Origin of the sequence: Marinovum sp. 2_MG-2023, from assembly GCF_030548265.1 — a bacterium.
In the GTDB taxonomy this organism is placed as follows: Bacteria; Pseudomonadota; Alphaproteobacteria; order Rhodobacterales; family Rhodobacteraceae; genus Marinovum.
This window is the reverse complement of sequence record NZ_JAUOSD010000032.1, coordinates 1-26,222: the sequence shown is the minus strand read 5'-3', so window position 1 is coordinate 26,222 and position 26,222 is coordinate 1. Positions and strand designations below refer to the sequence as shown.

At 61.1% G+C, this 26,222-nt stretch carries 23 protein-coding genes; 12 read left to right on the top strand and 11 right to left on the bottom strand.

Annotated elements, in window-relative coordinates:
• Positions 1–26 precede the first annotated feature (26 nt).
• A complete protein-coding gene (locus tag Q4577_RS21505; RefSeq protein WP_303472721.1) occupies positions 27–1,601 on the bottom strand; it encodes an ABC transporter substrate-binding protein in 1,575 nt (524 codons plus the stop codon).
• Positions 1,602–1,803: 202 nt separating this feature from the next.
• A complete protein-coding gene (locus Q4577_RS21500; RefSeq protein ID WP_303472719.1) occupies positions 1,804–2,667 on the bottom strand; it encodes a sulfurtransferase in 864 nt (287 codons plus the stop codon).
• 108 nt (positions 2,668–2,775) lie between these two features.
• On the opposite strand from Q4577_RS21500, the gene Q4577_RS21495 reads away from it, so the two are divergent.
• Genes Q4577_RS21495 through Q4577_RS21465 form a run of 7 tightly spaced genes read left to right on the top strand, consistent with a single transcriptional unit; the run spans position 2,776 to position 10,164 of the window.
• Positions 2,776–4,563 (top strand): ABC transporter ATP-binding protein, encoded by a 1,788-nt coding sequence (locus tag Q4577_RS21495; RefSeq protein WP_303472717.1) that lies wholly within the window; start codon positions 2,776–2,778, stop codon positions 4,561–4,563.
• A gap of 21 nt (positions 4,564–4,584) precedes the next feature.
• Positions 4,585–5,259 (top strand): aspartate/glutamate racemase family protein, encoded by a 675-nt coding sequence (locus Q4577_RS21490; RefSeq protein WP_303472715.1) that lies wholly within the window; start codon positions 4,585–4,587, stop codon positions 5,257–5,259.
• Between the two features lies 1 nt (position 5,260).
• Positions 5,261–6,646 carry a dihydroorotase family protein gene (locus Q4577_RS21485; RefSeq protein WP_303472713.1) on the top strand — a complete coding sequence of 462 codons (1,386 nt, stop codon included), beginning with the start codon at positions 5,261–5,263 and terminating at the stop codon, positions 6,644–6,646.
• The gene (locus Q4577_RS21480; RefSeq protein WP_303472710.1) at positions 6,634–7,560 is read left to right on the top strand and encodes a dihydrodipicolinate synthase family protein; all 927 of its coding nucleotides are present in this window, start codon (positions 6,634–6,636) and stop codon (positions 7,558–7,560) included. The genes Q4577_RS21485 and Q4577_RS21480 overlap by 13 nt, the downstream gene beginning before the upstream one ends.
• The gene (locus Q4577_RS21475; protein WP_303472708.1) at positions 7,560–8,312 is read left to right on the top strand and encodes an SDR family oxidoreductase; all 753 of its coding nucleotides are present in this window, start codon (positions 7,560–7,562) and stop codon (positions 8,310–8,312) included. The genes Q4577_RS21480 and Q4577_RS21475 overlap by 1 nt, the downstream gene beginning before the upstream one ends.
• Positions 8,309–9,466, top strand: a complete 1,158-nt coding sequence (locus Q4577_RS21470; protein ID WP_303472705.1) for a MalY/PatB family protein — start codon at positions 8,309–8,311, stop codon at positions 9,464–9,466. Before Q4577_RS21475 ends, Q4577_RS21470 begins: the two co-directional genes overlap by 4 nt.
• On the top strand, positions 9,463–10,164 hold the full coding sequence (locus Q4577_RS21465) for a GntR family transcriptional regulator (protein WP_303472703.1): 702 nt from the start codon (positions 9,463–9,465) through the stop codon (positions 10,162–10,164). Before Q4577_RS21470 ends, Q4577_RS21465 begins: the two co-directional genes overlap by 4 nt.
• A gap of 375 nt (positions 10,165–10,539) precedes the next feature.
• Here the strand turns inward: Q4577_RS21465 and Q4577_RS21460 are convergent, their stop codons facing one another.
• Genes Q4577_RS21460 through Q4577_RS21440 form a run of 5 tightly spaced genes read right to left on the bottom strand, consistent with a single transcriptional unit; the run spans position 10,540 to position 16,554 of the window.
• The gene (locus tag Q4577_RS21460) at positions 10,540–12,024 is read right to left on the bottom strand and encodes a sulfatase-like hydrolase/transferase (protein WP_303472701.1); all 1,485 of its coding nucleotides are present in this window, start codon (positions 12,022–12,024) and stop codon (positions 10,540–10,542) included.
• 20 nt (positions 12,025–12,044) lie between these two features.
• Positions 12,045–13,541: a sulfatase gene (locus tag Q4577_RS21455; protein WP_303472699.1), complete on the bottom strand. Its 1,497-nt coding sequence runs from the start codon at positions 13,539–13,541 to the stop codon at positions 12,045–12,047.
• A 12-nt stretch (positions 13,542–13,553) separates the two neighbouring features.
• Positions 13,554–15,059: a tripartite tricarboxylate transporter permease gene (locus Q4577_RS21450; RefSeq protein ID WP_303472697.1), complete on the bottom strand. Its 1,506-nt coding sequence runs from the start codon at positions 15,057–15,059 to the stop codon at positions 13,554–13,556.
• A gap of 10 nt (positions 15,060–15,069) precedes the next feature.
• On the bottom strand, positions 15,070–15,537 hold the full coding sequence (locus Q4577_RS21445) for a tripartite tricarboxylate transporter TctB family protein (protein WP_303472696.1): 468 nt from the start codon (positions 15,535–15,537) through the stop codon (positions 15,070–15,072).
• A gap of 57 nt (positions 15,538–15,594) precedes the next feature.
• Positions 15,595–16,554, bottom strand: coding sequence for a tripartite tricarboxylate transporter substrate binding protein (locus Q4577_RS21440; protein ID WP_303472694.1), 960 nt, complete (start codon positions 16,552–16,554; stop codon positions 15,595–15,597).
• A 138-nt stretch (positions 16,555–16,692) separates the two neighbouring features.
• Here Q4577_RS21440 and Q4577_RS21435 point away from each other — a divergent pair, with 138 nt between their 5' ends.
• Entirely contained in the window at positions 16,693–17,619 is a 927-nt protein-coding gene (locus tag Q4577_RS21435; protein ID WP_303472692.1) for a LysR family transcriptional regulator, read from the top strand.
• Positions 17,620–17,816: 197 nt separating this feature from the next.
• On the opposite strand, the gene Q4577_RS21430 is transcribed toward Q4577_RS21435, so the two are convergent.
• The 4 genes from Q4577_RS21430 to Q4577_RS21415 form a co-directional block, all read right to left on the bottom strand.
• Positions 17,817–18,833 (bottom strand): LacI family DNA-binding transcriptional regulator, encoded by a 1,017-nt coding sequence (locus tag Q4577_RS21430; RefSeq protein WP_303472691.1) that lies wholly within the window; start codon positions 18,831–18,833, stop codon positions 17,817–17,819.
• Positions 18,834–18,937: 104 nt separating this feature from the next.
• A complete protein-coding gene (locus Q4577_RS21425; RefSeq protein WP_303472688.1) occupies positions 18,938–20,257 on the bottom strand; it encodes a TRAP transporter large permease in 1,320 nt (439 codons plus the stop codon).
• A 4-nt stretch (positions 20,258–20,261) separates the two neighbouring features.
• A complete protein-coding gene (locus tag Q4577_RS21420; protein ID WP_303472686.1) occupies positions 20,262–20,774 on the bottom strand; it encodes a TRAP transporter small permease in 513 nt (170 codons plus the stop codon).
• A 76-nt stretch (positions 20,775–20,850) separates the two neighbouring features.
• The gene (locus Q4577_RS21415) at positions 20,851–21,924 is read right to left on the bottom strand and encodes a C4-dicarboxylate TRAP transporter substrate-binding protein (RefSeq protein ID WP_303472684.1); all 1,074 of its coding nucleotides are present in this window, start codon (positions 21,922–21,924) and stop codon (positions 20,851–20,853) included.
• A 258-nt stretch (positions 21,925–22,182) separates the two neighbouring features.
• Here Q4577_RS21415 and Q4577_RS21410 point away from each other — a divergent pair, with 258 nt between their 5' ends.
• From Q4577_RS21410 to Q4577_RS21395, 4 genes are read left to right on the top strand one after another with little or no spacing between them, the layout of a single operon-like run.
• On the top strand, positions 22,183–23,373 hold the full coding sequence (locus Q4577_RS21410) for a CaiB/BaiF CoA-transferase family protein (RefSeq protein WP_303472682.1): 1,191 nt from the start codon (positions 22,183–22,185) through the stop codon (positions 23,371–23,373).
• Positions 23,373–24,167 carry an enoyl-CoA hydratase/isomerase family protein gene (locus tag Q4577_RS21405; RefSeq protein ID WP_303472680.1) on the top strand — a complete coding sequence of 265 codons (795 nt, stop codon included), beginning with the start codon at positions 23,373–23,375 and terminating at the stop codon, positions 24,165–24,167. Before Q4577_RS21410 ends, Q4577_RS21405 begins: the two co-directional genes overlap by 1 nt.
• A 14-nt stretch (positions 24,168–24,181) precedes the next feature.
• A complete protein-coding gene (locus Q4577_RS21400; protein WP_303472678.1) occupies positions 24,182–25,132 on the top strand; it encodes an MBL fold metallo-hydrolase in 951 nt (316 codons plus the stop codon).
• Positions 25,122–26,102, top strand: coding sequence for a 3-hydroxyacyl-CoA dehydrogenase family protein (locus Q4577_RS21395; protein WP_303472676.1), 981 nt, complete (start codon positions 25,122–25,124; stop codon positions 26,100–26,102). Before Q4577_RS21400 ends, Q4577_RS21395 begins: the two co-directional genes overlap by 11 nt.
• Positions 26,103–26,222 lie beyond the last annotated feature (120 nt).

The following is a 26,222-nucleotide window of genomic DNA, read 5'->3' as shown; positions in this document are numbered from 1 at the left end:
TGACGTTGCAATCAAACTAAGTCAGATCAGTTTTTCGAGACGCTCCAATATTCGTTCAAGGGAGGGGCGCTGTTGACAACCAGCCCGTCGACGTTGGAGCGGGCAAACACAATCAACTTGGGGCTGAAGAGATAGGCGCCGGGCACATGTTCAACGATCTGTTTCTGGATCTCGCCGTAGAGCGCCTTTCGGGTTTCCATGTCGGCCTCGCCCTGGGCCTCGAGGATCTTGGCATCCAGCGCCGCGTTTTCCGGCATGCGGAATGTCATGGCGCTGTTTTTCAGCGACGACAGATAGCCGATGGTCATATGGGCGTCCGGGTCATTGTACCACGGTTGCCGTCCGTCCAACGCCATTTCCCATTCCCCCGCCACATGCAGCGCGCGGTAAGAGGGGAATTCGGTTTGTGCGATTTCAAGGTCGACGCCAATATCCGCCAGATTGGCCTGAACAAAGGTTGCCACCGCGCCCCAGAGCGCGCCCTGGAAGCTGTAGAGTTTGACGCTCAGATCCGAAGGGTCGACACCCGCTTCGGCCAGAAGCGCCTTGGCACCTTCGGGATCGTATGACGGGACCAGATCCTTGACCGCCGGGTCAAAGGCCCAACTGTTCGAAGTGAGGGGGCCATAGACCCGTTCGGCTGTGCCATCAAAAACACCGTTAAGCAGCCCGTCATAGTCGATGGCCATGGCCACGGCGCGGCGCACGTGCGCATCGGCAAAGGGGCCTTCGGTCAGTGAGTTGTTGAATTCCAGCTGGCGAATGATCTGAGAGGGGCTTTCCAGGATCTGGATATCCGGGTTTTCCGCGAAGGCAGCCATTTCTTCGGATGGCACGGCAGACAGCTGGCCGGATTGTTGGATGATGTCCACGCCGCCGTTTTCCAGCTCTAGCCGCCGGGTCGATGCCTCGGGGATGATGGTGTAGATCAGACGCGCCAGCTGGGGTGCGCCGCGAAAATAATCCGCATTTGCATCCAGAACAACACGTGTGTCGGCCTGATAGGCGCGGAATTTGAACGGCCCGGTGCCGACCGGCGCATCGGCAAAACCATCGCCCAGTTCGGCCACGGCTGTCGGGCTGACAATAGCGGATTGCGGCTGGGCCAGGATGGACAGGAAGGCAGGATAGGGCCGCGAAAGGGTGATGACGATTTCGGTTGCCGACGGGGTTTCGATGTTTTCGATCAGGCCCAGCGTAGCCTCGACATAGGGGTTCATGTCCGATGTGCGTTCGATCGAGAATTTCACCGCCTCGGCGTCAAATGCGGTCCCGTCGTGAAAGGTTACGCCCTCCCGCAGGGTGAAGGCAAAGGTTTTGCCATCCTCGGAAATGCCCCAATCGGTGGCAAGGCGTCCTTCGAGTTCTGAGAAGGTGGGCGCCTTCCAGGCGACCAATGTGTCAAACACATTGAGAATGATTTCCGACCCGATGGGTTCGGCTTTGTTGAGTCCAGGTTCAAGGCCGGCCGGATCCGAGGGAACCGCGATCACCAGGGTCGAGGCTTCTTGCGCCTGGGCTTGGGGGGCGGCCAAGGGCACCGTCGCCAGCACCAGTGCGGCGCCTGATATGGCTCCGAACAATCTGCGCATCAGTTTCATGTTTCACTCCTGTGTTGGACGGGCTTCAGCCCATTTTGCGCGTTCGAGTCGTCCGCGTCTGGAATCACCTTGCGTCAACTGATATATCTCGTGCAATATTTGTTTTGCATAAATTGACGATCTTCTGATGTATCAAGCCGTGTCAATGGCGTTGTGCCAAGGTTCTGGGCATTGCGGGTGCAGGTGGTGAAATTTTATGCCATCACGGAAATGGGCCACGCTTTACCGGTCGGTCGGGTTGGTTGATGTATTGCGACCACGATCCCGGGTACATCGCAGCCTCGACACCGATAGAAGCCAGCGCCAGCACGGTGACCGCCGCTGACATGCCCGCGCCGCAATACACCCCCACGGCTGTCCCGTCGGTTGCGCCAAGCCCGCGATACATTTCCGCCAGCGTTTCGCTGTTGGTGATCGGGCCCTCGTCGGTAAAGTTGTCCGGCGCTGGCGCGCTGAGTGCGCCGGGGATGTGGCCGCGTCTGGGGTCGCCGTGTTTTTCGGCGCCGCCAATGTAATTCGGCCGAATGCGCGCATCCAGCAGAACGCCGGTTTCTACCATGCCAAGCGCCGCGTCACCACCCAGCTCCGGCATATGACCAAAGGTCAGAGTTATGTCGGACTGTTGAGGTATTTCAGAGGATTGCGTTGTAGAGAACCCGGCTTTTTCCCAGGCATCAAGGCCGCCATCAAGAACCCGGACATCCGAAAGCCCGGCCCAGCGCAACACCCACCAGGCGCGCGCCGCCGTCATCGCACGTTCAACGTCGTAAACTACAATGGGTCTGTCGTGCTGAAGCCCCCATTTGCGTGCCGCCGCCTGAAACGCGGCGCCCTCGGGCAGGGGGCGTTGACCAAGGTCGGGCGCGGCGGGGGCAGCGAAATCGGTATAAGCCTCGACGTCAATCGCGCTCGGAATCCAGCGGCCCACACGGGACGAGGTCGCGGTGTAAGGGTTTTCGGATTGCACCGCGAAAACGGTGGGCGGCTTGGCCCCTGTCATCATGTCGTTCAGCTCTGATGGCGTCACAAGCACTTTGCGGCGTATAGATGCGTCTGGCGTGGGCATGTCAGCTCTCGTTTTTGTTTTTGTGATATATCCCGAGGTATATTTTGAATTGACACCACATCGCTGATCGGCTGTAAATCCCCTCAACAACTATTTGATGGACAGACCATGCCATTACTCTCGATCTCTGGCCTTTCGACCGAGTTCCGCACGCCGGATGGCTGGAACGCTGTGGTCGATGATGTCAGTTTTGATGTGAACGCGGGGCAGACGCTGGCCGTGGTCGGCGAATCAGGGTCCGGCAAAAGCGTGACGGCGCTTTCTGTCATGGGGTTGCTGCCCGACAGGTTGGCGCGGGCCCGTGGGGTCATCGAATTTGACGGCGTGAATCTTCTGGATCTTGACGAGCGCCAGATGGAGCGAATTCGCGGCAACGATATTGCGATGATCTTTCAGGAGCCGATGACGTCGCTCAATCCGGTTCTGAGCGTGGGTCGCCAAATTGCCGAGCCGCTAATCCGGCATAGGGGCATGTCACGTCGCACCGGCACAGCCGAGGCCGTGCGTCTGATGGACAGGGTGCGCATTCCGGCGGCGGCGCGGCGCGCGAGCGAATTTCCGCATGAGATGTCCGGCGGGATGTTGCAGCGGGTGATGATCGCCACCGCGCTGGCCTGTGCGCCGCGTCTGTTGATTGCGGACGAGCCGACCACCGCGCTGGATGTGACAATTCAGGCGCAGATCCTTGAGCTTATCAAGGAATTGCAGGACGAAGACGGCATGGGCGTGCTGTTCATCACCCATGACATGGGCGTCGTCGCCGAGATCGCAGAGCGCACCGTTGTGATGTATCGCTCCAAATTGTTGGAAAGCGGTGCGACGGATCAAATCTTTGCCGCGCCGAAAACCAATTACACCCGCAGGCTTCTGGCCGCGGCGCCCCGGATTGGTGATCTTGGCGACAGCGTCCTGCCGCGGCCCTATCCCGAAGAGGGCGCCGCGCCGCCAGCCGCGCGGGATACGGTGCAACGCGATCAAGGGCCGCTGTTGAAGGTGGACAACCTGGTCACGCGGTTCGACCTGCGCAAAGGCGTTCTGGGTCGGGTGCATGCACGGGTTCATGCGGTGCAGGACGTGTCTTTTGATGTCTTTCCCGGTGAAACGCTGGCCTTGGTGGGTGAGTCCGGCTGTGGCAAATCGACAACGGGGCGGTCGGTTTTGCGGCTGACGCCGCCGACCTCGGGTCGTGTCGTTTTTGACGGTCGGGATCTGGGAGAGATTCCTGCTGCGGACCTTGTGCCGATGCGGCAGTCAATGCAGATGATCTTTCAGGATCCGTTTTCGTCGTTGAACCCGCGCATGCGTGTGGGCGAAGCAATTGCCGAACCGATGATCGCGCATGGATTGGTGTCACAGCGGGCAGCCCCGGCGGAGGTGGAGCGCCTTTTGGACCGGGTTGGTCTTGACCCGGCGATGGCGCAGCGCTGGCCTCATGAGTTTTCCGGCGGTCAGCGCCAAAGGATTTCGATCGCGCGGGCGCTGGGGTTGAAACCAAAGCTGATCGTCGCCGATGAGAGCGTGTCGGCGCTGGATGTCACGATCAAGGCGCAAGTGGTCAATCTAATGATGGAATTGCAGGCCGATCTCGGACTGGCCTATTTGTTCATCAGCCATGACATGGCGGTGGTCGAACGGATCAGCCACCGGGTGGCGGTCATGCTGTCGGGCGAGATCGTCGAAATCGGACCGCGCCACAGCATTTTTGCCGCGCCGCAACATCCCTATACCCGTCGCTTGCTTGCCGCTGTACCCGAACCGGATCCGGCCCGCAGGTTGATGCGTCGACACGTTGAGGTGACCGAGCTGAAAAGCCCGATCCATGCCACCGATTTCCGCCCGCCCGCGCGGCAATATCGCGAAATCGCGCCCGGCCATCTGGTCATGCAAAGCGCCTGAGGGCGCCAAGGAAAGTTCACCATGCCGCGTATTCTTGTTCTTAATCCCAACAGCTCAACCAGCATTACAGAGTCGATTTCCGACTGTATCTCCGTGCTGCGCCAGACAACGGCGCATGTGATTCAGTGCAGCGAAATTGCCGCCGCGCCGATCGGCATCGAAAGCGATGCGGATGTGGCGGAGGTCACGCCGATGGTGGCCGATATGGCCAGGGCAGACGGGGCGGAGGCCATCGTTGTCGCCTGTTTCTCTGATCCCGGGGTGGGGGAAACCCGTGTTGCCCTGCCGGGGCGGCCGGTCATTGGCATTGCCGAGGCGGCGTATTGCGGCGCGCTGCAATTGGGGGATCGGTTTGGGGTGATCTCGCTTGGGTCGGCATCCATTGCCCGGCATGCTGCGCATCTTGACCGGCTGGCGATCCGGGCGCGGCTGGCGGGGGACCGAGACATTTCGATGAGCGTCGCCGAAGGCAATCGTCCGGAAAGTTTCGCGGTGATCCACGCCGCCGCCGAAAGGCTGCGTGACGAAGATGGCGCGTCGGTGATCATCCTTGGCTGTGCGGGGATGGGGCGGCATCGCGCCGCGCTGCAACAGGCGCTGGGCCTGCCAGTGATCGACCCGGTGCAGGCGGCGGTCGCGGCTGCGATTTCGGCGCTTGATCTTGAATATCACGCCTTTGGCAAGATTGGAGCCTGAGATGGACCTGCTTCTTCGTGGTACGATTGTCACACCGGATGCGGTGCTGGAAAATGGCTGGGTTGCCGTCAAGGATGGGCACATTGCAGCGCTGGGTCAGGGCGCAGAGGCGCCAGACGCACAAGCGGTGCGCGATTTCGGCACCGGGTTCATCCTTCCGGGTGTGATTGATGGCCAGACCCATGCCACCAGCTGTAAGGGGATGGAAGGCATTGCCGACACCACGCGCGGCGCTTTGGCGGGGGGGGTCACCACATTGGTGGATATGCCCTATGATAACCCGCTGCCGCTGGATCGGATCGACCGGTTCGCAGAAAAGACCGCCGCCATCGCCACACAGGCCCATGCCGATATGGCGCTTTATGGCACGGCGACGCGCGAAACAGGTACCGCCAATATGGCGGCATTAATTGCCGCTGGGGTCTGTGCGTTCAAGATTTCGTCCTTTGAAAGCAGTCCCAGCCGGTTCCCCCGGATCGGGGCGGATCTGATGCTGGACATGATGGAGGTTCTGGCGCCCACTGATCTGCCGTTAGGGTTGCACAACGAAGACCAGGAAATTGTCCTGACGCGGATGGCCGCCGCCCGCGCCGAGGGGCGCGACGGTATTGAAGCCCATGCCGAGGCCCGGCCCATGGCCGCCGAACTGGTCGCCACTGCGCAACTCCTTGCGCTGGCGCAGGCCACCGGCGCGCATGCCCACCCGGTGCATCTGACCGGTGGCGAAGGGTTTGCGCAGGTCGCGGCCTTTGCCGGGATGGGGGTGCGGGCGACGGGCGAGACATGTGTGCATTACCTTTGGTTTGATGCTTCGGCCGATGGCGCAGCCCTGGGCGCGCGGATGAAGGTCAATCCACCGATCCGCGCTGGTCGGATCGAGGGGCTGTGGCAGGCCATGGCCGAGGGGCAGGTGGCCTTTGTGTCGTCTGATCATTCCAGCTGGCCAATCGACAACAAGCTGACGGCGTCCATCTTTGATGCCGGGGCCGGTGTTCCGGGGCTGCAAACGCTTTTGCCGGCGTTTTATACGTTGGCCACTGCGCGCGGGGCGGATGCCATCCGGCTGACCGCAGATCAGCTGTCGCACCGGCCGGCCCGGTTCTTTGGGCTGGGGCAAAAGGGCGGGATCGAGGTGGGCAAGGACGCTGATTTCGCGGTGCTTCAGCCCGGTGAGGTCACATTTGACGAAGCGGACGCCCTGGATGGGCTGCGCTGGTCGCCGTTTCATGGCACAACCTTTGCCGCCCGCGTTACGGCCACCTTTTTGCGTGGCGCAGAGGTCTGGGACGGTCAGAACATCCTCAACACGCCTGGCAGCGGACGGTTTGTGCCGCGCAGCTCTGGCAGTTGGTTTCACGCACAAGGAATACAAGAATGCCTCTGCTGACCTCGGACGCCAAAGGCGTTTTCGTGATCTCTGTCACGCCCTTCACTGCGGCGGGGGGCGTCGATTTCGACAGTCTCGACCGGGTGGTCGATTTCTATTTCGACAAGGGAGCGACGGGTCTGACCATCCTTGGCATGATGGGCGAGGCGCAAAAGCTGACCCAGGAGGAAAGCCGCGCCGTGGCTGCGCGGGTGATTTCGCGCGCCGCAGGCAGGCCCGTAGTGGTGGGGGTGTCTGCGCCGGGACTTGCCGCGATTGGCGAGTTGGGCAAGGCGGTGATGGATATGGGGGCCGCCGGGTGCATGGTGACGACGCCCGCGAGCCTGAAAACTGATCCGCAGATCCACAGCTATTTCACCCAGGTTGCGGAAACGCTGGGCGCTGGCGTGCCGATTGTGTTGCAGGATTTTCCGTTGTCCACGGGCGTGCATATTTCGGATGCGGTGTTGGGACGGATCATTGACGACGTGCGGCAGGTGAAAATGTTGAAGCATGAAGATTGGCCGGGGTTGGCCAAGATCACCGCGCTGCGCAAGGCCGAGGCCGAGGGTCGCCGCCGGATTTCGATCCTTTGCGGCAATGGCGGTGTTTTCCTGCCTGAGGAAATGGCGCGCGGGGCTGATGGGGCCATGACCGGTTTTGGTTTTCCCGAAATGCTGGCCGAGGTGGTGCGCCTGGGGGCCGCGGGCGAGATCGACCGCGCGCAAGACATCTTTGACGCCTATTTGCCCTTGGTGCGCTACGAACAACAGCCCGGAGCCGGGCTGGCGGTGCGCAAATATGTGCTGGCCAAACGCGGGGCGATTGCCACGCCCGCATTGCGCGCGCCGGGGGCCGGGTTGGCGCCGTTGGCGATGGCAGAAGTGGACAGGCTGCTGGCTCGGCAAGACCGGAAATTGAAGGAGTTGAACTGATGGATCTGGGACTGACGGGCAAGAAGGCCCTTGTATTGGGGGCAAGTCGGGGGCTTGGCGCGGCAAGCGCCGCCGCCCTGGCCGCAGAAGGCGCATCGGTGCTGGCCGCATCGCGTCGCGGCACCGCGCCCGGTAACGGGATCGAGGCCGTGACGCTGGACCTTGCGGATGCAGCCAGCGTTGCGGCACTGGCGGACCGGTTGGCCGGAGAAAAGATCGACATTCTGGTCAACAACTGCGGCGGCCCCGCCGCCGGCCCGGCAATGGGTCAAAGCGCCGCCGCCTGGCAGGCCGCGTTCGACGCGATGGCGCTGCCGGTCTTTACGCTGACCGATGCTGCCCTGCCCGGAATGATCGACCGGGGATGGGGCCGTATCGTGACCATCGGGTCGTCGGGTGTGGTGCAACCGATCCCCAACCTTGCTCTGTCGAATGGTGTACGCGGGGCAATGGCGGGATGGTCTAAGACCCTGGCGGAAGAGGTGGCCCCGCATGGCGTGACCGTCAACATGGTCCTGCCGGGTCGGATTTCCACCGATCGCCTGGCCGAGCTTGACGGCAACAAGGCCGCCAAGTCCGGTGCCACGCTGGACGCCGTCCAAGAGGCCAGCCGCAAGACCATTCCGGCGGGCCGTTACGGCCAGCCTGCGGAATTCGGTGCGGTTGTGACCTTTTTGTGTTCGACACAAGCGGCCTATGTGACCGGGTCTATGTTGCGGGTGGATGGCGGATTGATCCGGGGGCTTGGATGAGCCTGCTTTCTACCCCGGACCGGCGCGGCACGGACAGCAACAAGTGGCAGCGCTATGACAGTGATGTGCTGCCGCTTTGGGTTGCAGATATGGATTTCGCCGCAGATCCGCAGATTGCCGAGGCAATCAAAACCCGGTTGGATCATGGCGTGCTTGGCTATGGTCGTGCGACGGATGAACAGCGCGCCGTGCTGGTGCATGCGCTGCTGCGCGATCATGGATGGGCGATCAAGCCGGAATGGCTGGCGTTTCTGCCCGGCGTTGAACCCGGTTTCAATATGGCGCTTGCCGCCGCCACCACGCCCGGCGGTGGGGCGATGCAGGAGGTTCCGGTCTATGCGCCCTTGCGCGCGGCCCCGAAGCATTGGGGATTGATCGCGCATGAGGTCCAGCAACGATCCAATGGCATCCGCTGGGTTAGTGACGATAACCGGCTGGAGGAAGCGGCCCGGATGTCGCAGGCTTTGTTGCTGTGCAATCCGCAAAACCCCACCGGGCGGGTCTATACCCGGTCCGAGCTGGAGTTTCGTGCCGACCTTTGCGTGCAAAACGACATGGTGGTGATTTCGGATGAGATCCATTGCGGATTGGTGATGAAGGATCACAGGCATATTCCCATTGCCACGCTCTCGCCCGAGATTGCGGCGCGGTCTGTGACGTTGATGGCGGCCTCGAAGACGTGGAATGTTCCGGGGCTGAAAACCGCCTTTGCAGTGGTGCCAAATGCAGAGTTGCGGGCCCGGTTCGAAGGCTCCAAGCGGGGTATGGTCGACAGCGTCAATATCCTTGGGTTGGCGGGGATGACGGCGGCCTATGAGCGCTGCACCAATTGGCGCGAGGCCGCCTGTGCACAGCTGGCAACCAACCGCGCGCATTTGATGCAGGGTCTGAAAGCGGGTCTGCCCGGAGCGCGAATGATCCCGGCAGAGGCCGGGTTTCTTGCATGGATCGATTTTTCAGCCTTGAACCTTCCGACGCCGCCGGGGCAATTCTTTCTAGATCGGGCGCGGGTTGCGCTGAGCGACGGAATTGAATTCGGCACAGGGCTGGAAGGCTGGGCCAGGCTGAATTACGGTTGTGCGCTGGACACACTGGACCGTGCGCTGAACCGGATGTTCGACGCGGTGCACAGCAATGGGAAGGAACAGGCATGACACGACGCCAGAATGCGACAACTGAGCCTCGTGGCAAGGCACTTTCTTTGACAGATCAGGCCTATGCCATCCTTCGAAACGAAATCATCACCTGCACCCTGCGTCCGGGAACAGACATAGGCGAACAGGAACTGGCGGTGCGGATGTCGATGAGCAAGACGCCGGTGCGTGAGGCGCTGGCGCGGCTGACGTTGGAGGGCATGGTCGAAGCCTTTCCGCGTCGCGGCTATCGCATCACGCCGGTGACGGTGAAGGACATCACCGACATTTTCACGGTGCGCAAGGCGCTGGAAGGGGTGGCGGCAGAGATGGCCGCAACCCGGATGAGTGCGGCGGAACTTGACGCGCTGGAGGCGCTGTCGGATCAAACTTATGGCCAAGACAAATCGCTGCCGGTGATTGATTTCGTGGCTGCAAACAATCGTTTCCATACGGCCATCGCCGAAGGCAGCCGGGTTCCGCGGCTTTCTGCGCTGATTGTCGGCTACCTCGAAGAATGCACCCGGCTGTTTCATTTGGGGGCGACCATTCGCGATGTGACCCCGGAAACCGAAGAGGACCACAAAATGATCGTGGCTGCCTTGCGCAATCGCGATGCGGCGGCGGCGCGCGAGGCAATCAACCAGCACACCGAAAACACGCGGCGCGGTCTGTTGAGCGCGTTGATCGCCGATCCGGATTCTCCGCTGGAGCTGTAATTTTCTCGCGGCTTTGCCAACTCGCCCTTACCCGCCCGCGAATTCGGCCAAGCGTGGGCAAAATTCGGGGGGGGGGGGCAGGCTGCCTATTATGGGATTGCCAATCGAGTGCGGGGCCTATCGGATTCTTGATGATCCCTATGCAGCTTTTGATGACTTCCAGCACCACGGCTTTCCGCGCCACGCTGGAAATGCGCAGCCTGGGAACTGATGGGGTTGCACCGCCCATCAGAACGAGTGCTTCATACATATTGAAGGCCACTCCGCGAAGCGGACCAGTCGCGGTTTGATGCCGCTCCTGTGATGGTAGTGTCCAAAGCTTTCACATGTATAAGAAAGCTCGTTTGCTTGACACACCCATCCAGCGCGTGAGTATCACGTCCCTTGCGGCGATTCCGGGAAGAAGTTCATCGTTCCGCCGGGATTGACAGGTGGCACTGGCCATTGGTGCCCTCGCATTAGCCCGAGCGTGCGGTTCGGTGCGGGGTGGTAGGTGCGGTTCGGAAGCCCCACAAGTTTTCCATCCTTCACCCAATCGAGATCCGAGCCGTAGAGTTCGCTGAGAAGCAGACCGGTCAGGCGCGCGCGCGTTTCGGCGTGGTCTGATGCGCCGGCCAGGTCGGTCAGCTCGTCGGGATCGGCCGCGATGTCAAAGAGCTGCGACATGTTTCCGGCCGGGTAATAGATCAGTTTGTGACGACCGGACCGGATCATTCGGCTCGCAAGCTCGCCCTCGCCGTATTCGCCGTAGACATGCCCCCTCGGCGCGCCTGCCATTGGGACGCCAGTACAGCTATCCGGTATGCCGATCCCGGCAAGATCGAGCAGCGTCGGCATAACGTCGGCTAGGCAGGTAACCCGGTCATCGGTCCGACCAAAACCCGTGCGCTCGCAGCCCTTCCGGCCCATCAAGATCATCGGCACGTTGGTCGAGTACTCATAGTAGTTCTGCTTCGCCCAGATGCCATGGTTGCCCAGGCTGTCGCCATGGTCCGAGGTGAACATCAGGATCGTGTTGTCGAGTTGACCTTCTTCGCGGAGCGTTCCGATGATTGTGCCGATCTGCTGGTCGATATGGGTGCAGAGTGCATAGAAGTGCCGGCGCGCCCAAGCGGTGTCGCGAGAAGAGAGATTGTAGCGCTTCATGAAGGCCTGAAGCATCACTGGCAGGTCCTCGCCGTCGCACCAACCGCCCTTGTAGGGCGCGTCCATCTCCACACCCTCGTAGAAATCCAAGAAGCGCCGCGGCGGAACGAGCGGCGGATGAGGGTGCCGATAGCCAAGATACCAGAAGGCGGGCCTTGTCGGGTCGCGGCGGCGGATCGTGCGGCAGAGCGTGTCGGTCGCCCAGTTCGTTGCGTGCGCCTCCTCGGGCAGATGCCAGGTGGTCGCGTGATAGCCATTGTTGCCGATGGCGTGGCTGAACTGCCGACCGAGATAGCCTTTGTCGCCAAGGTAGATCTCATAATCGTCGGTGACGCCGAAATGGGTTCGACCCTCGTCATCGAGCTGGATGTCATCAAAGCCGATCCGGTCCCTTTGCGGATAGGTGTGGGTCTTGCCCACAGCATAGGCCTGGTAGCCCGCATCACGGAACGTTTGTGCGATGGTCGGCAGATCTGGCATTTCGCCCAGGCTGTTGAACATCCGGTCACCGTGTTCTCGGGCCGAGGTGCCCGTCATAAGCGTGCGGCGGGCGGGAATACAGACCGGGTGCTCGGAATAGCAGTTGGTGAAGCGGACGCCCGCGCGCGCGATCTCGTCCAGGACGGGCGTTCGTACCACTGGATGACCGGCCGAGCCGAGAACGGCGGCGGGCCAGTGGTCGGTGGTGATGAGAAGAACGTTGGGTCGGGTCATGGCTTGGCCTTTCGTTTGCGTTACGGCACGAGGATCGCGCGCGGCAGGAGATCCTGCTCCAGGTGACGCTTGGCGTCGCCGTGCGACAGGAAATCAGGCGGCGGGAAGTTCAGGTGCAAGTCCCAGGCGTCGCCGGTGGCCGCCATGTGGGCCGCAATTCGGTCGTCGAATTCCGTCATCAGAGCCTCGTGGCCAGCGCCCACGAGATTCGTCAGTTCCTGCGGGTCTGCATTCTGATCAAAGAGAAACTTCCGCCGCGCGGGCTGGCGGACATAGAGCCAGTCCCTGGTGCGAATTCCGCGCTCTGGGACAGGCGTGTATTCACCCTTCGCACCGTCCTCCATGCGGAAGGTTTGGTACCAGACGGCGTCCCGCTCGCCCGTGCCACCTTCGAGAACGCTGCGGTAACTGATCCCGTGAGCCTCAGAAAGCGCTTTGCCGCCGACTATGTCAAGAAGCGTCACCGGCGTGTCCGGACCAACATCAATAAGGGCATCGGTTCTCGTCCCCGGCGCGATTCGTCCCGGCCAGCGGGCAATGAATGGGACCTGCATCGCCGCGCGGTAGCCTTGGGGTTTGAAACCGCAGAAATAGCCGTGTTCGCCAAGCATGTCGCCGTGATCGGAGAGAAAGATCACCAGTGTATTCTCCGCGATCCCGCGCCGGTCAAGGTGGTTCAGAAGCCTACCGACATTGAAGTCGATGCAACTCGTCATCCCATAATACTCGGCGATGAAGCGGCGTTGTTCTTCGGGTGTTTCGGGTTCCAGCGGCTGCTTTGCCCCGTAGCTGCACTTGCTCTTCAACGCCGCCTTGGCATCTCCGTTGCAATCGATGGAGACCCGTTCCTCTTGGATGCGCCTTTGCTCTTCGGGCGAAAGATGTGCGGGCGAAAGTTCGATTTCGTTCTCCCGGTACATCTTGCGCCAGTGTTCCGGCATGTCGTTCGGATGATGCGGCGGCCCGTAGGAGAGGAAACCGAAGAAGGGATTCTCTGGCGTTTCCAGCGCTTCGTCGATGAACTCGATCATGTGGTCGGTTTGGAAATGGGGCTCGTAGCGGGCACAGCGGTAGGGCTGGTCGGTGTCGCGCCAGAAGATCCCGTCCATGTAGTTGTGACCCCGGTTGAAGCCGACGAACCGATCGAACCCGAAGCGCCGGCCTGGAGGAACGAAACCGGGCTTCGGGCCACCTTCCAGGTGCCATTTGCCCACGTAGAGCGTCTGATACCCGGTGTCCTTCAACCGCTCCGCCAGGAATTCCTGGTCGGCGCGGAGCGGAAAGTGGTTCTGGTACATGCCGTGACCCTGCGCGTATTTTCCCGTCATCAGCGAGGCACGGAACGGACAACACAAAGGGTAGGAGGTAAAGGCGGCATCAAAGGTCATGCCTTCGTCGGCGAGCCGCTGAAGATTAGGGGTTCTGACCACAGTATTCCCCGATGGCGACATAGCGTCATAGCGCATCTGGTCTGGGTAAAGGATCAGGATGTTGGGACGGCTGGAACTGTTAGGCATGGGGCCTTCTCCTTAGGTCAACTGGTTGGAGCGGCGGGCGCGCAATTGTTTGAACGCCCCCGCCAGAACGGCGATGGCCGCAATCAGAAAGAAGGCGACGGCGACAGGGCGCTGGAAGAAAATCATCCACCCGTCGTTCGAAAGGATGATTGACTGGCGAAATGCCTGTTCCGCGCCCGGGGCGAGAACGAAAGCGATGATAAAGGCCGCGACCGAATATCCGCCCTTCCGCATCAGGTAGCCGAAGAGCCCGGCAAAACACATTACGTAGACGTCGAAGACATTGGCGCGCGCGGCATAGGCCGAAATGAAACAGGTCAGGAAGATCCAGGGATAGATCAGCCGGGTTGGCACCCTGGCAATGGCCGCACCAACAAAGGTGCTGCCGTAGAAGCCGATTAGGAAGTAGATTGCGATCCCGAGGATTCCCGAGGCGAAGAGCGCGTAGACCAATTCGCCCGAAGTATCGAAGATCTGAGGGCCGACCGGGATGCCGTGTATCAGAAATACGCCAAGCAGAATTGCCGCGATAGTGCTGCCTGGAACGCCGAGGGCAAGGAGCGGGATCATCGACGGGCCGGAGACAGCATTGTTCGCGGATTCCGGGGCTGCGATACCCTCGATGATACCGCTTCCCCACTGGTCTTTGATTTTCGAGCGTCCCCGCTCGGTCCCATAGGCCGCGAAGGCGGCAACCGACGAGCCGAGGCCGGGCAGAATGCCGATGACGGAACCCAGAAGGGACGAACGCCCGATAATCGGCAGAATGCGACGGAGCTCTGGCAGGGTCAGCCGGTCGCCGCCCGGAACCGTATCGGCCACGATCCGCCCAGTCCCACCCGAGCGCTTTGTGTTCTCGATCTGGATCGCGACTTCCGAAAGGACGAACATACCGATCAAGAGCGGCACCAGCGAAAGGCCCGACTGTAGGTCGAGCAGTCCGAAGTCGAGCCGCGGCGCTCCGTCCATCGGGTCGAGCCCGATCATTGCAACGACTATGCCCGCGCCGGTGCTGATAAAGCCCTTGACGATGGACGAGCCAATGACGGTGCTGATCACCAGGAAGGCGGCAAGGTAGACCGCGAAATACTCGGGCGGACCGAAGTTTTTGGTGAGCTGAGAGATCCAGATCGCACCAAAAATCAGGAGGGCATCGCCGACTAGATCGCCGATCGCTGACGAGATTGCAGCGGTCTTGAGCGCCTTGCCCGGCATCCCCTTCCGGCTCATTGCGTTGCCGTCGAGCGTCGTCGCGGCGGCGGCGGCGGTGCCTGGCGTGTTGAAAAGGATCGCCGCAATCGAGCCGCCAAAGCGACCGGCTTTGCCGATTACATAAAGACCGGCGAGCGCATAGAGCGGATCGACATAGAAGGTGATCGGCACAAGCATCGCGATTGCGGCGGCCGTTGTCAGGCCGGGCGTCGCGCCGACAACCACACCGACGATGGCGGCGACGACGATGTAGACCAACGACATCGGGTCACTGAAGAGTGTTAGGAAACCGTAAAGCAGATCCATAATAGGTGCCTCAGAAAATACCCGGCAGGTCAAGCAATCTGCCCGGCGGATTGTAGAGATTCATGAAATCGAAAAAGAGGGCGTAGAAGATGGTGGTTGCTATGACGGCGTTGATGGCTGCGCTGACCCACGAGTTGCCGAACAGGCGGAAAACGACAATTCCGATGGAAAGGCTCGCGAGGATGAAACCGAACCATGTCTGGAACACGCCGTAGAGCCCCATCAAAAAGACAAGTGGCAGCGCATGGAGCAGAAATTCCTTCGGGTCGATTTTGTTGTCGTCGGCCTTCTCTGGGTTCTGTAGTGCCTTCAACACTTGCCAGGCGGACAGCACCAGAACGGTGGTACTGACACAGAGGGGCACGGTCCTGTGGGCATATCCGCCGCCGAAGGATTCCCCGAGCCGTAGCGACATTGCCAGAAACACCGCGCCAAATACGAGGAAGGCCGCGGGCGGAAGCCAGTTGAGCGTCTTCATGTCTGTCTCCTTCCTGTGCAGCGCGAAAGCCGCTTGGCGCGGCGCGCGATCAATTCTTCAGCCCCGAAGATGCGGCAGGATTTCCTGGAGATGTTTCCGGATCTCCTCGACATAACCGGTCGCGTCCTCCGCACCGAGATGGGTCACAGGAATGTCGATGTTCTCCATGCCCTCGATGAAACCTTCGCTCTCCGTCGCCACCTTGATGGCATCTGAGAGCCTGGCGACGACCTCTTCCGGCAAATCCGCCGGCACATAGACGCCGATCGGCGAGGGCACGTCGATGAAGGCCACACCCTCTTCGTCAAGAGTCTTCAGTTCGTCGTCCAGCACGAGGTCCCGCGATTTGGCGATCACGCCGAGAATACGAAAGTCCTTGTCGCCGAGCCGCAACCGGTCGCCCGCATTGAGAACGCCGAAATCGACTTGCTTGGCGGTCAACGCTTGGCGCAGGTTCGCCGCACCCTGGAATGGAACCCCGACAACGTCGAGGCCGTTTGCGGTAACGAACCCCTGGCCCATCGCCATAAAGGCCGAGCCGACGCCGTTGTGCGACCAGCGCAATTCACCTGGCCTCTCTTTCGCAGCCGCGACGATGTCGCCCACCGCCTGGAAAGGGCTATCGACCGGCACGCCAATCGCCGCAACGAGGTGTCCGGTAAGCCCGGCGAGCGTAAGGTCATCCTTGCCGATGGGCGTCCGGCCCAACTCCTGCTGGGTGACCAACGTGCCCGCCGAGCCGAACCAGATCGTATATCCATCGGGTCGCGCCTTGGCGACATTGGCCGCCGCGATCATCGACGCCGCGCCCGGTTGATTCACGACAACGACCGGCTGGCCCATTGCATCCTGGAGTTCCTTGGCCAGAACCCGACCGGCCAGGTCGGTGCCGCCACCGGCTGCGAAACCGATGATCATGTTGATCGGTTTCTCGGGATATTCCGCTCGCGCTTCGTCGGCCCCAGCGAATGCGGCCGTCGCGACGGCTGCCACTATCAGTGATTTGATTGAATTCATTTGTTTCTCCTCCGTGGGCCGCTGACCTGAGTTGAGTCGGGGTCAGCTTTGCCCACTTCGAATGTACACGAAACGAACGCATTGCCAAAATGACTTTTAAACCTTATTAAAGTCAAAAATTGAATATGGACGACCGAAATGAACATTCGAATGCGTCAGCTTCGCGCCTTCCGCGCTATCGTCGAAACCGGCAGTGTTTCGGAGGCGGCAGATCACCTTGGCCTTACGCAATCAACGGTCAGCAAGATGCTTGCGGGGTTCGAAGCCGACCTTGGGTTCGACTTGTTCGAACGGGTCGGTCGACGGCTTCGCCTCTCCGAGCAAGGTCGGATGTTCCTCGAGCGGACAGGTTATGCCATCGACCTGCTCGAAGACATTCAATCCATTGCCGAGGACATCCGCGACAACCAGGGCAGGCGCGTCCGAATCTGCGCCATAGGCCCGACCGTGTTTAGCCGACTGATTCCCGAGGCCATCGCACATTTCGTGTCGGAGAACCCAGGGTTTTCCTTTTTGATCGAGATGAAGACGAGGGCCGTGATCGAAGACTGGGTGATCAAGCGCCAAAGCGATATCGGTATCACGCTTCTCCCGGTGGATCACGGCCAGCTCGACAGCCGCTCGATTGCGACGGTGTCTGCGGTGGCGGTCGTGTCGAACGGCCATCCCCTCGCCAATCGCAAGGAACTTTCACCTTCGGATCTCGTCGGTGAATCCATCATCATTCCCAAGCGCTCGGTGCGCCTTCGCGGTCTGGTAGAAGCGGGGTTCATCCAGCAGGGCGTCGAATTGCAGCCCTTGATCGAAACCTCTACCGGAATCTCGGCTCTGCACCTCGCCGCGCAGGGGCTGGGGGTTACGGTCGTCGACCCGTTTACCGTGACCGGCGTCGACACGCGCGATCTCTGTGTAATTCGCTGGCGGCCGGAAACGCAATTGGACTACGGCGTAATCTGGCCGCGACACCGGTCACTGACCCGTCAGGAGACAGATATCGTGGACTGCGCCGTCGGAGCGGCATTAGATCTGGGCGAGCGTTATCCGGAGATTTTCTTGACCGGGTAAGGGTCAACATGTTTCCGACCCATGCGAGAATACAAATTGGTCGCCATCACCACCCGCCCGGAAATCTGTCGGCTACCTGGATGCTTGCGCGGTCGGTACTTACCCGTTCCCAGTGCGATGGCCACGATGCACCAGGTGGATCGAACACTGGCGCACAAAGATCATGCACACCAGAACCCATGTTGGATTTCGCCATCTTATACGTCGGCATCGGGAGGGGGAGCGACCGTCGATCTTTGGACAACCGACAAGTCAATGTCCTTTAGCAGTATTTCCGCGGATTTGGATCTGCCTTGGCAGACGAGGTTGACCGCTGTTTCGCCGAGGGCGTGTAGCGGCATCCGCACAACCGTGAGGGCCGGTCGGAAAACCGAAGCGATTTCCGCGTCCTGGATGCCAATGATCGAAAAATCTCGAGGCACATTGAAGCCAAGGTCGAGCAACTTGGACAGTGCGCCTATTGCAGTGATGACGTTCGCGGCAACCACGGCCGTCAGATTGGGCTTGCGGTCGAGGAGTTTTACGATGGCCGCAGCGCCGTCATGGAAGGTCGACGCGGCCAGTTCCGTGGCCGCTGGATCAAAGAGGATATCGTTTTCCGAATGCGCTCGCCTCCAACCCTGACGTCGGAAACCGGCAAATTGCAGACTATCGTCAGCGCCGAGAAACCCGATCTGTCGATGGCCTGCATTGATCAGATGTTGCGTGGCCAGGCGCCCCGCCGCCTCGTCATCCAACCGCAGTAGCGTGGCGTTACGTGCCTTGCCGGATTGAAGCAGAACGGTTGGCACATTGCGTTGGGCCGCACGGGCCAGGGCCTTGTCCATCGCGGTGCCGGCGCCCTGAAGGATCAACCCGTCGATGCCGTTTCCGGCAATCAATTCCTCGATCCGCTTCGCGCCATCTGTTTCGCCCGAGGCTTCGCCAAGAAGGACCGCCTTGCCATGGGCCGCCGCCGCGTGCTGCGCGCCTGAGATGATCTCGGCGTAAACCGGGTTGGTGACATCATGCACCACCAGGGCGATCATCCCGGCCTTGGCCGAGCGCAGAGACCGCGCGGCGGCGTTGGGCGCATAGCCCATCTCTTCGACCAGTTCGAGCACCCGCTTGCGGGTTTCTTCGCTGACGCGCAGGGTCTTGTCTCCGTTGACGATACGCGACACGACGGCAGGAGAAACCCCTGCGGCTTTGGCTATCTGCGAATTCGTGACCATGCCTGACCCTTACCTTGCATTTTCCGTATTTCCGATGGTGGCATGACACCCGCCTGTCGGACAAAAGGGCGGACCCCGCAGGCCCGCCCATCGTTTGTTTCCGATTACATCACGCTTGGCAAATAGGTGGCCAGCTCGGGCACATATACAAGCAGGAAAATCAGCAAGAGCAGCATGATCCAATAAGGCGTCGCACCGAGGAAAATCTTGCCCAGGGTGATCGAATTATCGTTCACCGCCGCCTTGACCGTATAGACGCATAGCCCCAATGGCGGCGTCAGGATGCCGGCCTCGATCGCCAGAATCGCGATGATCGCGAATTGTAGCGGCTCGAACCCTGCGGCCACGGCGATGGGCGCAAAGATCGGGATCGACAGCAGGATGATCGACGCCGAGTCGATGAACATCCCCATGATGAACCAGACCACGACCATCACCAGCAAAAGCATGCCGGGCGATAACCCCCAGCCCGAGATCGTCGCATCCAGAAGCTCCACAACGCCGCCAAAGGCCATCAGGCGTCCATAGAACTGGCCGAAGATCAGCAGGAACAGCAACGGCGCAGACACCCGGCCGGTGTGCAGGATCGCGTCAATCAGGTCCTTGCCGCGCAGGCCTTTGCCAAGCGCCACGAGAAAACCCAGCATGGCGCCGATGCCCGCCGCTTCGGTCGGGGTGAACCAGCCAAACCAGATGCCGCCAAGCACAAGGAAGATCACGCCGATGGTGCTGAGCCCGCCCCATTTGTTGGAGGTGGTCAGCGGCGCGATCTTGGGCTTGGCCATGCCGCGCCCGACTTCGCCCATCGAAGCGGGGCGCAGGATCGCGAGGCCAAGGACATAGATGCAGAAGAACCCGGCCAGCGTCAGCCCCGGCAGGATGCCGGCCGCAAAAAGCGCGCCGATCGACATCTCGTTAAGCATGCCATAGATGATCAGCAGCACGCTGGGCGGGATCAACATGCCCAGGCAAGCACTGCCCGCGATACAGCCAAGTGCAACGGAATCGCTGTAGCCTTGGGCCTTCATCTCGGGATAGGCGATGCGTGTGAAGGTGGCCGCCGAAGCGATGCTGACGCCGACGGCAGCGGCAAAGACCGTATTGCCGGCGACCGTGGCCACGGCCAGACGACCGGGCAGGGCGGAAAACGCCCGGTTCATCAGCTTGTAAAGGTCGGTGGCCGCCCCGCTTCGGGCGAGGAATTCACCCATCAGCACGAACAGGGGAATGACCGCAAAGACGTAATCCCGCAGCGCCTCGACCATCGTGGTCGATAGCAGCGACATGGCCAGATCAAAACTGCCCGCAAAGACCCAGACACCGGCGATGGTGACGGCAGCCAGGGCGATATAGATGTGAAAGCCTGCGACGATCAGCAGCAGAAGTGCCCCGAACATGCTGGCGACAAGTGTGATTTCCGACATATTCTCAGACCTCCACGGTGGTGTCATCGTCGGGCGCGGTGCCCAGAAGCGCGGCAAGTGCCCGCAGCAGGTAATTCACCGCCGCCAGACCGCAGCAGAACACCAGCACGCTTCGCACGGGATAGACGGGAAAGCGGAAATCGCCGCCGCCATAGTATTCGCCGATCTTCCAGGCGTGGAGCGTCGGCTCCCACGAGGCGTAGACCATGCAGAGAAAGACCGCCGCGCCTGTCATTTCGCCCAATGCCACGAACAGACGCCGCATCGGGCCGGGCAGCACATCGAGCAGAATCGTGGAATGAAACATGCCGCCGGTCTGGATCGAATATGAGACCTGAAGAAAGGCGATCACGACAATGATGTTGCTGACGGTTTCGACGGTGCCGGTCAGCGGAGAGTTGAACACGCCACGGCCGACGACGTCGGTGATGATCATCAGTGTGACCAGCAGGATCAGCAGGGCCGACAGGATATAAAGTATCCGGTTGAGGCTGTGGATTAAGGATTTCAGGGGCATCTGGACCTCTCTTGGGTTGCAGGCCTTGGATGGTCCGACGGAGGGGAGGGCGCCGCCGAACCAGGGGAGCATCAGTTTATTTGAACTGATACTCGTAAGGCCATTCGTAGCCGAGGTCCTTGAGGTTCTGGACGTAGGTCTCGAAGATCTCCTTGCCCGGCGCGCCGCGCGATGTGGCTTCTTCGGCCATGGCATTGGGATAGTCCGCCAGACTTTCGGCCCATTTCGCCTGTTCCGCCACCGGGAATTCGACGATGGTCGCGCCTTCGGCTTTCAAGTTGGCAAGCCCTTCGGCGTCGTCCTCATTCGACAGGATCGAGGCGCGTTCCTCGTATTCCAAGCCGACTTCCAGGAAAATGTCCTGGATTTCTTTCGGCGTGGCGTTCCATTTGTCGAGGTTCATGTTGATCGACAGTGCAGAGGGCGAACCAAAGTTGGTGACGGTGAATTCCTTGCCCACTTCGCCCAGCTTGAACGCCTGGTAAGGCCCAGGGAAAATCACCACACCATCATAAACGCCGGATTTCAAAGCATTATATGCCTCGCCAAGGTTGGTGGTCACGGTGGTGACATCGATGCCGTCGAACCATTTCAGGTTCGGACCGGCGGCGCCGATTTTTTTGCCTTTCAGGTCTTCGAAGGTCTTGAACGGGACGGTGCCGCCGACGCCATAGTTGCCATTGGCGCCGAGGGCGAGGAATTTCTGGTTATAGTCCGTTTCGAAGACCTCGGTCAGCCAGGACACATCCTCGAACGTCTTGCGCACGGCCTTGGTGGCCATCACCGCATCGCCGGTCTGGAAGGGGAAATAGAAGGGAAAGCTGTGGGTGAACAGCTCGGTCGGCTGGTGCGGATAGTTGATCACACCGATATCGACCAGTCCCGAGCGTGTCGCGTCCAGGGTTTCCTGAAGCTTCACGAGCGAACCGGCATAGGCTTTGACCCAGCGAACCTTGTGATCGGTGCGCTCCTCGACACGTTTGGCCACTTCGGGCAGATAGAATTCGTCCAGCGCCTGCATGTGCGACAGGCCGGCAACCGGGTGGCCCGATCCGACGCGAAAGGCAAAAGTGTCGGCCATGGCCGGGGCGGTCATGGTCAGCGCAAGCGCAAGGGTCGCGCCGGTTCGCGTGATTTTAAGGGTGGTCATTGAGCTGTCTCCTCCAGCTGGTTGAACGGTGCGCGCGGGTGTCCAGCCCGTGCAACCGTTGGAAATCACCCGGCCAAGGCCGCAATGAGCGGCATTGGTCGAGGTGAGTCGCCATACTTTGGTAAATCAATTTATCTTGCAAAAAAAGCCCTTTTTTTGATTGGTAAATGGTGTTACCAAAAATGCAGAATCGCCAAGGCACTCGCCCGGCGACATGCTGGCCGCGGTTTTGCGGCGGCGAAAACGGAGTTCTTGGATATGACAGGAAAAGCGGGAAAGGGCGCACTTGATGGCGTGCGCGTTCTGGACTTTACGCAGATGATGCTGGGGCCGCTGTGCACTCAGACGCTGGCCGATATGGGGGCCGATGTGATCAAGGTCGAACGGCCCGGCAAAGGAGAATGGATGCGCTCGATGCCGATGATCGGCGAGTTTGTCGGCGGCGACAGCGCGGCGTTCCACTCGTTCAACCGCAACAAGCGCTCGGTGACCGTTGATCTGAAAAGCCCCGAAGGCCGCGAGGTGCTGATGAAGCTGGCGGCAGAATGCGACGTGGTGGTCGAGAACTTCCGCAGCGGCGTGATGGACCGGCTTGGCCTTGGCTATGAGGACTTCAAGAAAGCCAACGACACGATTATTTATGCATCCGGATCTGGTTGGGGTAAGGAAAGTTACCTGGCTAAGAAGGGCTGGCCGGGACAGGATCTGTTGATCCAGGCGATGAGCGGCGTGATGCAGAACACCGGCCGCGCGAGCGAGCCTCCCACCGCATGCGGCACCCCGATTGCCGATTTTGCCGCCTCGCAGGCATTGGCCATCGGCATCCTTGGCGCGCTGATCGCACGGGATCGGCATGGTGTGGGCCAACAGGTGGAAACCAACCTCTATTCGGCCACTCTGAACCTCATGGCGCAGGAGAATTTTGCTGTGCTCAACCAGGGTATCGAATTGCAGCGGTCCGAGGCCGGCGTGGCCTCGTGCTGGAATGACGCGCCTTATGGCTCTTATCCCACCGCCGATGGCTGGGTGGCGATTGCCATGTGCCCGCTGGACAAGCTTGGCGCGCTTCTGGGGGACGAGACCCTCGGCAAGGTTGATCCCTGGCATGAACGTGACATTGCCAAGCGCCAGATCGACGGGCTGACCCGTCAGAAGACCACCGCCGAGATCATGGAGATCTTTGAAAGGGCTGATGTCTGGGCCGCGCCGATCCGCACCTCGGCCGAAGCGATGCAGGAGCTGATCGACCTGAAATCGCCACGTCTGGTGGAAATGGATCATCCCAAGGCGGGCCGCATCCGCGCCATTGCCAACCCGATCACGCTAAGCGAAACGCCGGTGACCCTGCGCCATGTGCCGCCCGCGGTGGGCGAGCACACCGAAGAGGTGCTGACCGAACTGCTTGGCGCAAAAGAAGTGGCGCGGCTGCGCGAAGGGGGGGTGATCTGATGACGGAGGACCGCCTGCATCCCAACCTGGTGCTGGAACGGCACGGCTTTGTCGAGGTGCTGCGAGTGGATCGGGAAGAGGCGCTTGGCGCGCTGAATTTCGAGATCATGGAGGCCATCGGCACCTATGCTGCCGCGCTGCCCACCCGCATCGACGAGGTGCGCGCGTTGGTCATCACCGGCACGGGGCGCGGTTTCGTGGCCGGTGCCGACATCGGCGGCTATCACAATGTCGGCCAGACCGTGTTCGACGGGTTTCAGCGCCGTTCGCGCCAGACCTTTGACGCCATCGCCAATCTGCCGCAGATCACCATATGTGCGGTCAACGGCTATGCGCTTGGCGGCGGGCTGGAACTGGCACTGTGCTGTGATTTTGTCTTCGTCAACGAAAAGACCAAGGTCGGCCTGCCGGAGATCAAGCTGGGCCTTCTGCCCGGCGGCGGCGGCACCCAGCGCCTGACGCGGGTGGTGGGGGCGATGCGCGCCAAGGACATCATGCTGACGGGCCGTATGGTCACGGCGGCGCAAGCGGTGGACTATGGCATCGCACTGGAAAGCTGCGCCCCCGATGCGCTGATGCCCCGCGCGCTGGAATACGCCCAGGCGTTGACTGGCCAGGCGCCAGTTGCCCTGCGCGAGTTGAAGCGCGTGATCGACGACGGGATGGACTGTGCGCTGAGCGCCGGTCTGACCCTTGAACAGCGCGCGCTTGGCGCCCTGTTCGCCACCAAAGACGGGAAGGAAGGCATCGCCTCCTTCATTGAGAAACGCGACTCGAAATTTATCGGACAATAACAAGGACCATCAAGATGAGCGCATCTGTCATCAGCTACCAATCCGGCCCCTTCACCACCATTTCGATGGGCCTCCCCGGCGACCATGAGGGCAAGACCGCAACCCGTGTCTTCTTTGTTCGTGGCGCCGACAAGATCGCCCTGGTCGACAGCGGGCTTGTCGGCGGCCTGCCCGCGTTGCAGCAGGGGTTCGAGGAAATGGGCCTGAAGCCTGCTGACCTGGACCTGCTGTTGTTGACGCACGAACATATGGATCACGTCGGCAACAATGGCTGGCTCAAGGCTGAGACCGGCTGCACCATCATGGGCCACAAGGCCCGCGCCGACCGGGTGGCGGACAACATGCTGAATGCAAAGGCCATCGTGCATGCCTTCCCCGAAGGCGAGAGCTTTGACCTGAAAGCCGAATACCTCGACTGGATGGGCCCCACCGCCGCCGGGATCGACGACTTCATTGCCGAGGGCGACGAGATCGACCTGGGCGGTGGCATCGTCCTCGAAACCGTCGAGGTTGTCGGCCATTCGATGGCCGAGGTCGGCTTTTTCGAGCAATCAACCCGCACGCTGATCATCGCCGATCCGTTGCTGCCGCCGTTCAACCCGGTGCTGTACCTCTACGAAGACCCCAACGCCATGCGCGCCACCTTCGACAAGATCGAAGCCTTCCTCAAGGACCGCGATGTGCAGACCGTGATCTTTGCCCATGATGAGCCGAAGGGCGCCGAGGAAACTCAGGCGTTGATCGACAACTGCCGCGCGCGGGTAGACAAGGTCGAAGCCTCGATGATCACACACATCAAGGCCAACCCGGGCATCACTTTTGCCGATCTGCGCGACAAATGCTGCGATGACCAGCAGGTCGTGCGCGAATGGCGCGCGCTGGTGTCGATCGACGCAAGCCTGAAGGACTTTGTAGAAAAGGGCCTGATCCGCAAGGAAGGCGAGGGTTGGCACCATGTCGGGTAAGTCTTTGCCGCAGGCCGCGGTTCTCGGGTCGGGGACGATGGGCGCACAGATCGCGCTGTCCCTCGCACTTGGTGGCGCTTCGGTGTCTCTCTGGGGGCGCCGCCCCGAGGCACTGCCGGAGGCTGTCACACGCATTTCCGCTGCCTTCGATTTCCTGGCCAATGAAGGTCTCGTCTCGCGCAACGCGCGGGACGAGGTCCTGGCCCGGATCGAAACCACACCCGACATGGGCGCTGCCGTAAAGGACGCCGGTTTCGTGATCGAAGCCGCCGCAGAAGTGCTTGAAACCAAGCAGGAACTTCTGCACCGCGCCGAAGCGCTTGCGCCTACAACGGCGATCACGTCTTCCACCACCTCCGCGCTTGGCGCGGGCGATATCCAGTCGGCGCTGAGCCGACCCGCGCAGTTCTGTATCGCGCATTACGCCCAGCCCGCGCACCTGGTGCCGCTGGTCGAGGTCGTGCCGGGCAAGGATACCGAGGCCCGGGTCACCGAAGCCGTTACCGACCTGCTGACCGCGACGGGCAAGGATCCGGTGCTCTGCCCGGACATTCCCGGCTTCCTCTGGGCACGTATCCAACACGCGGTACTGCGCGAGTTCGCCTCGTTGGTGGGGCAGGGGCTGGTCACGCCTGAGGCCTGCGACACGATCCTGCGCAAGGGCTATGCTGCGCGGCTGCCCGCGATGGGGGCCTTTGAACATGCCGATCTGGCTGGGCTCGAGCTGATGAACGGCGACGCGGCCAAGACCGTCTGGGCAGATCTCAGCAACGTCACCGATCCGGGCGAAACACCGGTTGGCGCGCTCTTTGCCAAGGGGCACACCGGCATGCGCAGCGGTGCGGGTTTTTATGACTGGACGGCCCGCAACCCCGATCAGTTCAAGGCCGACCGCGACGCCGAGATTGTGCGCAGGGTCAAGATCATGGCCGGGGGCAAGGTGGTCATGCCGGATAACGACCCGGCTTGAACACCAGCCAAATCAACGCATTACGGGATGGAGGACGGTCTGATGAAAATCGGGACGCCGAGGGAATTATTTGAGGGTGAGGCGCGTGTCGCCATGACGCCGGAGTCTGCGAAGCAATTG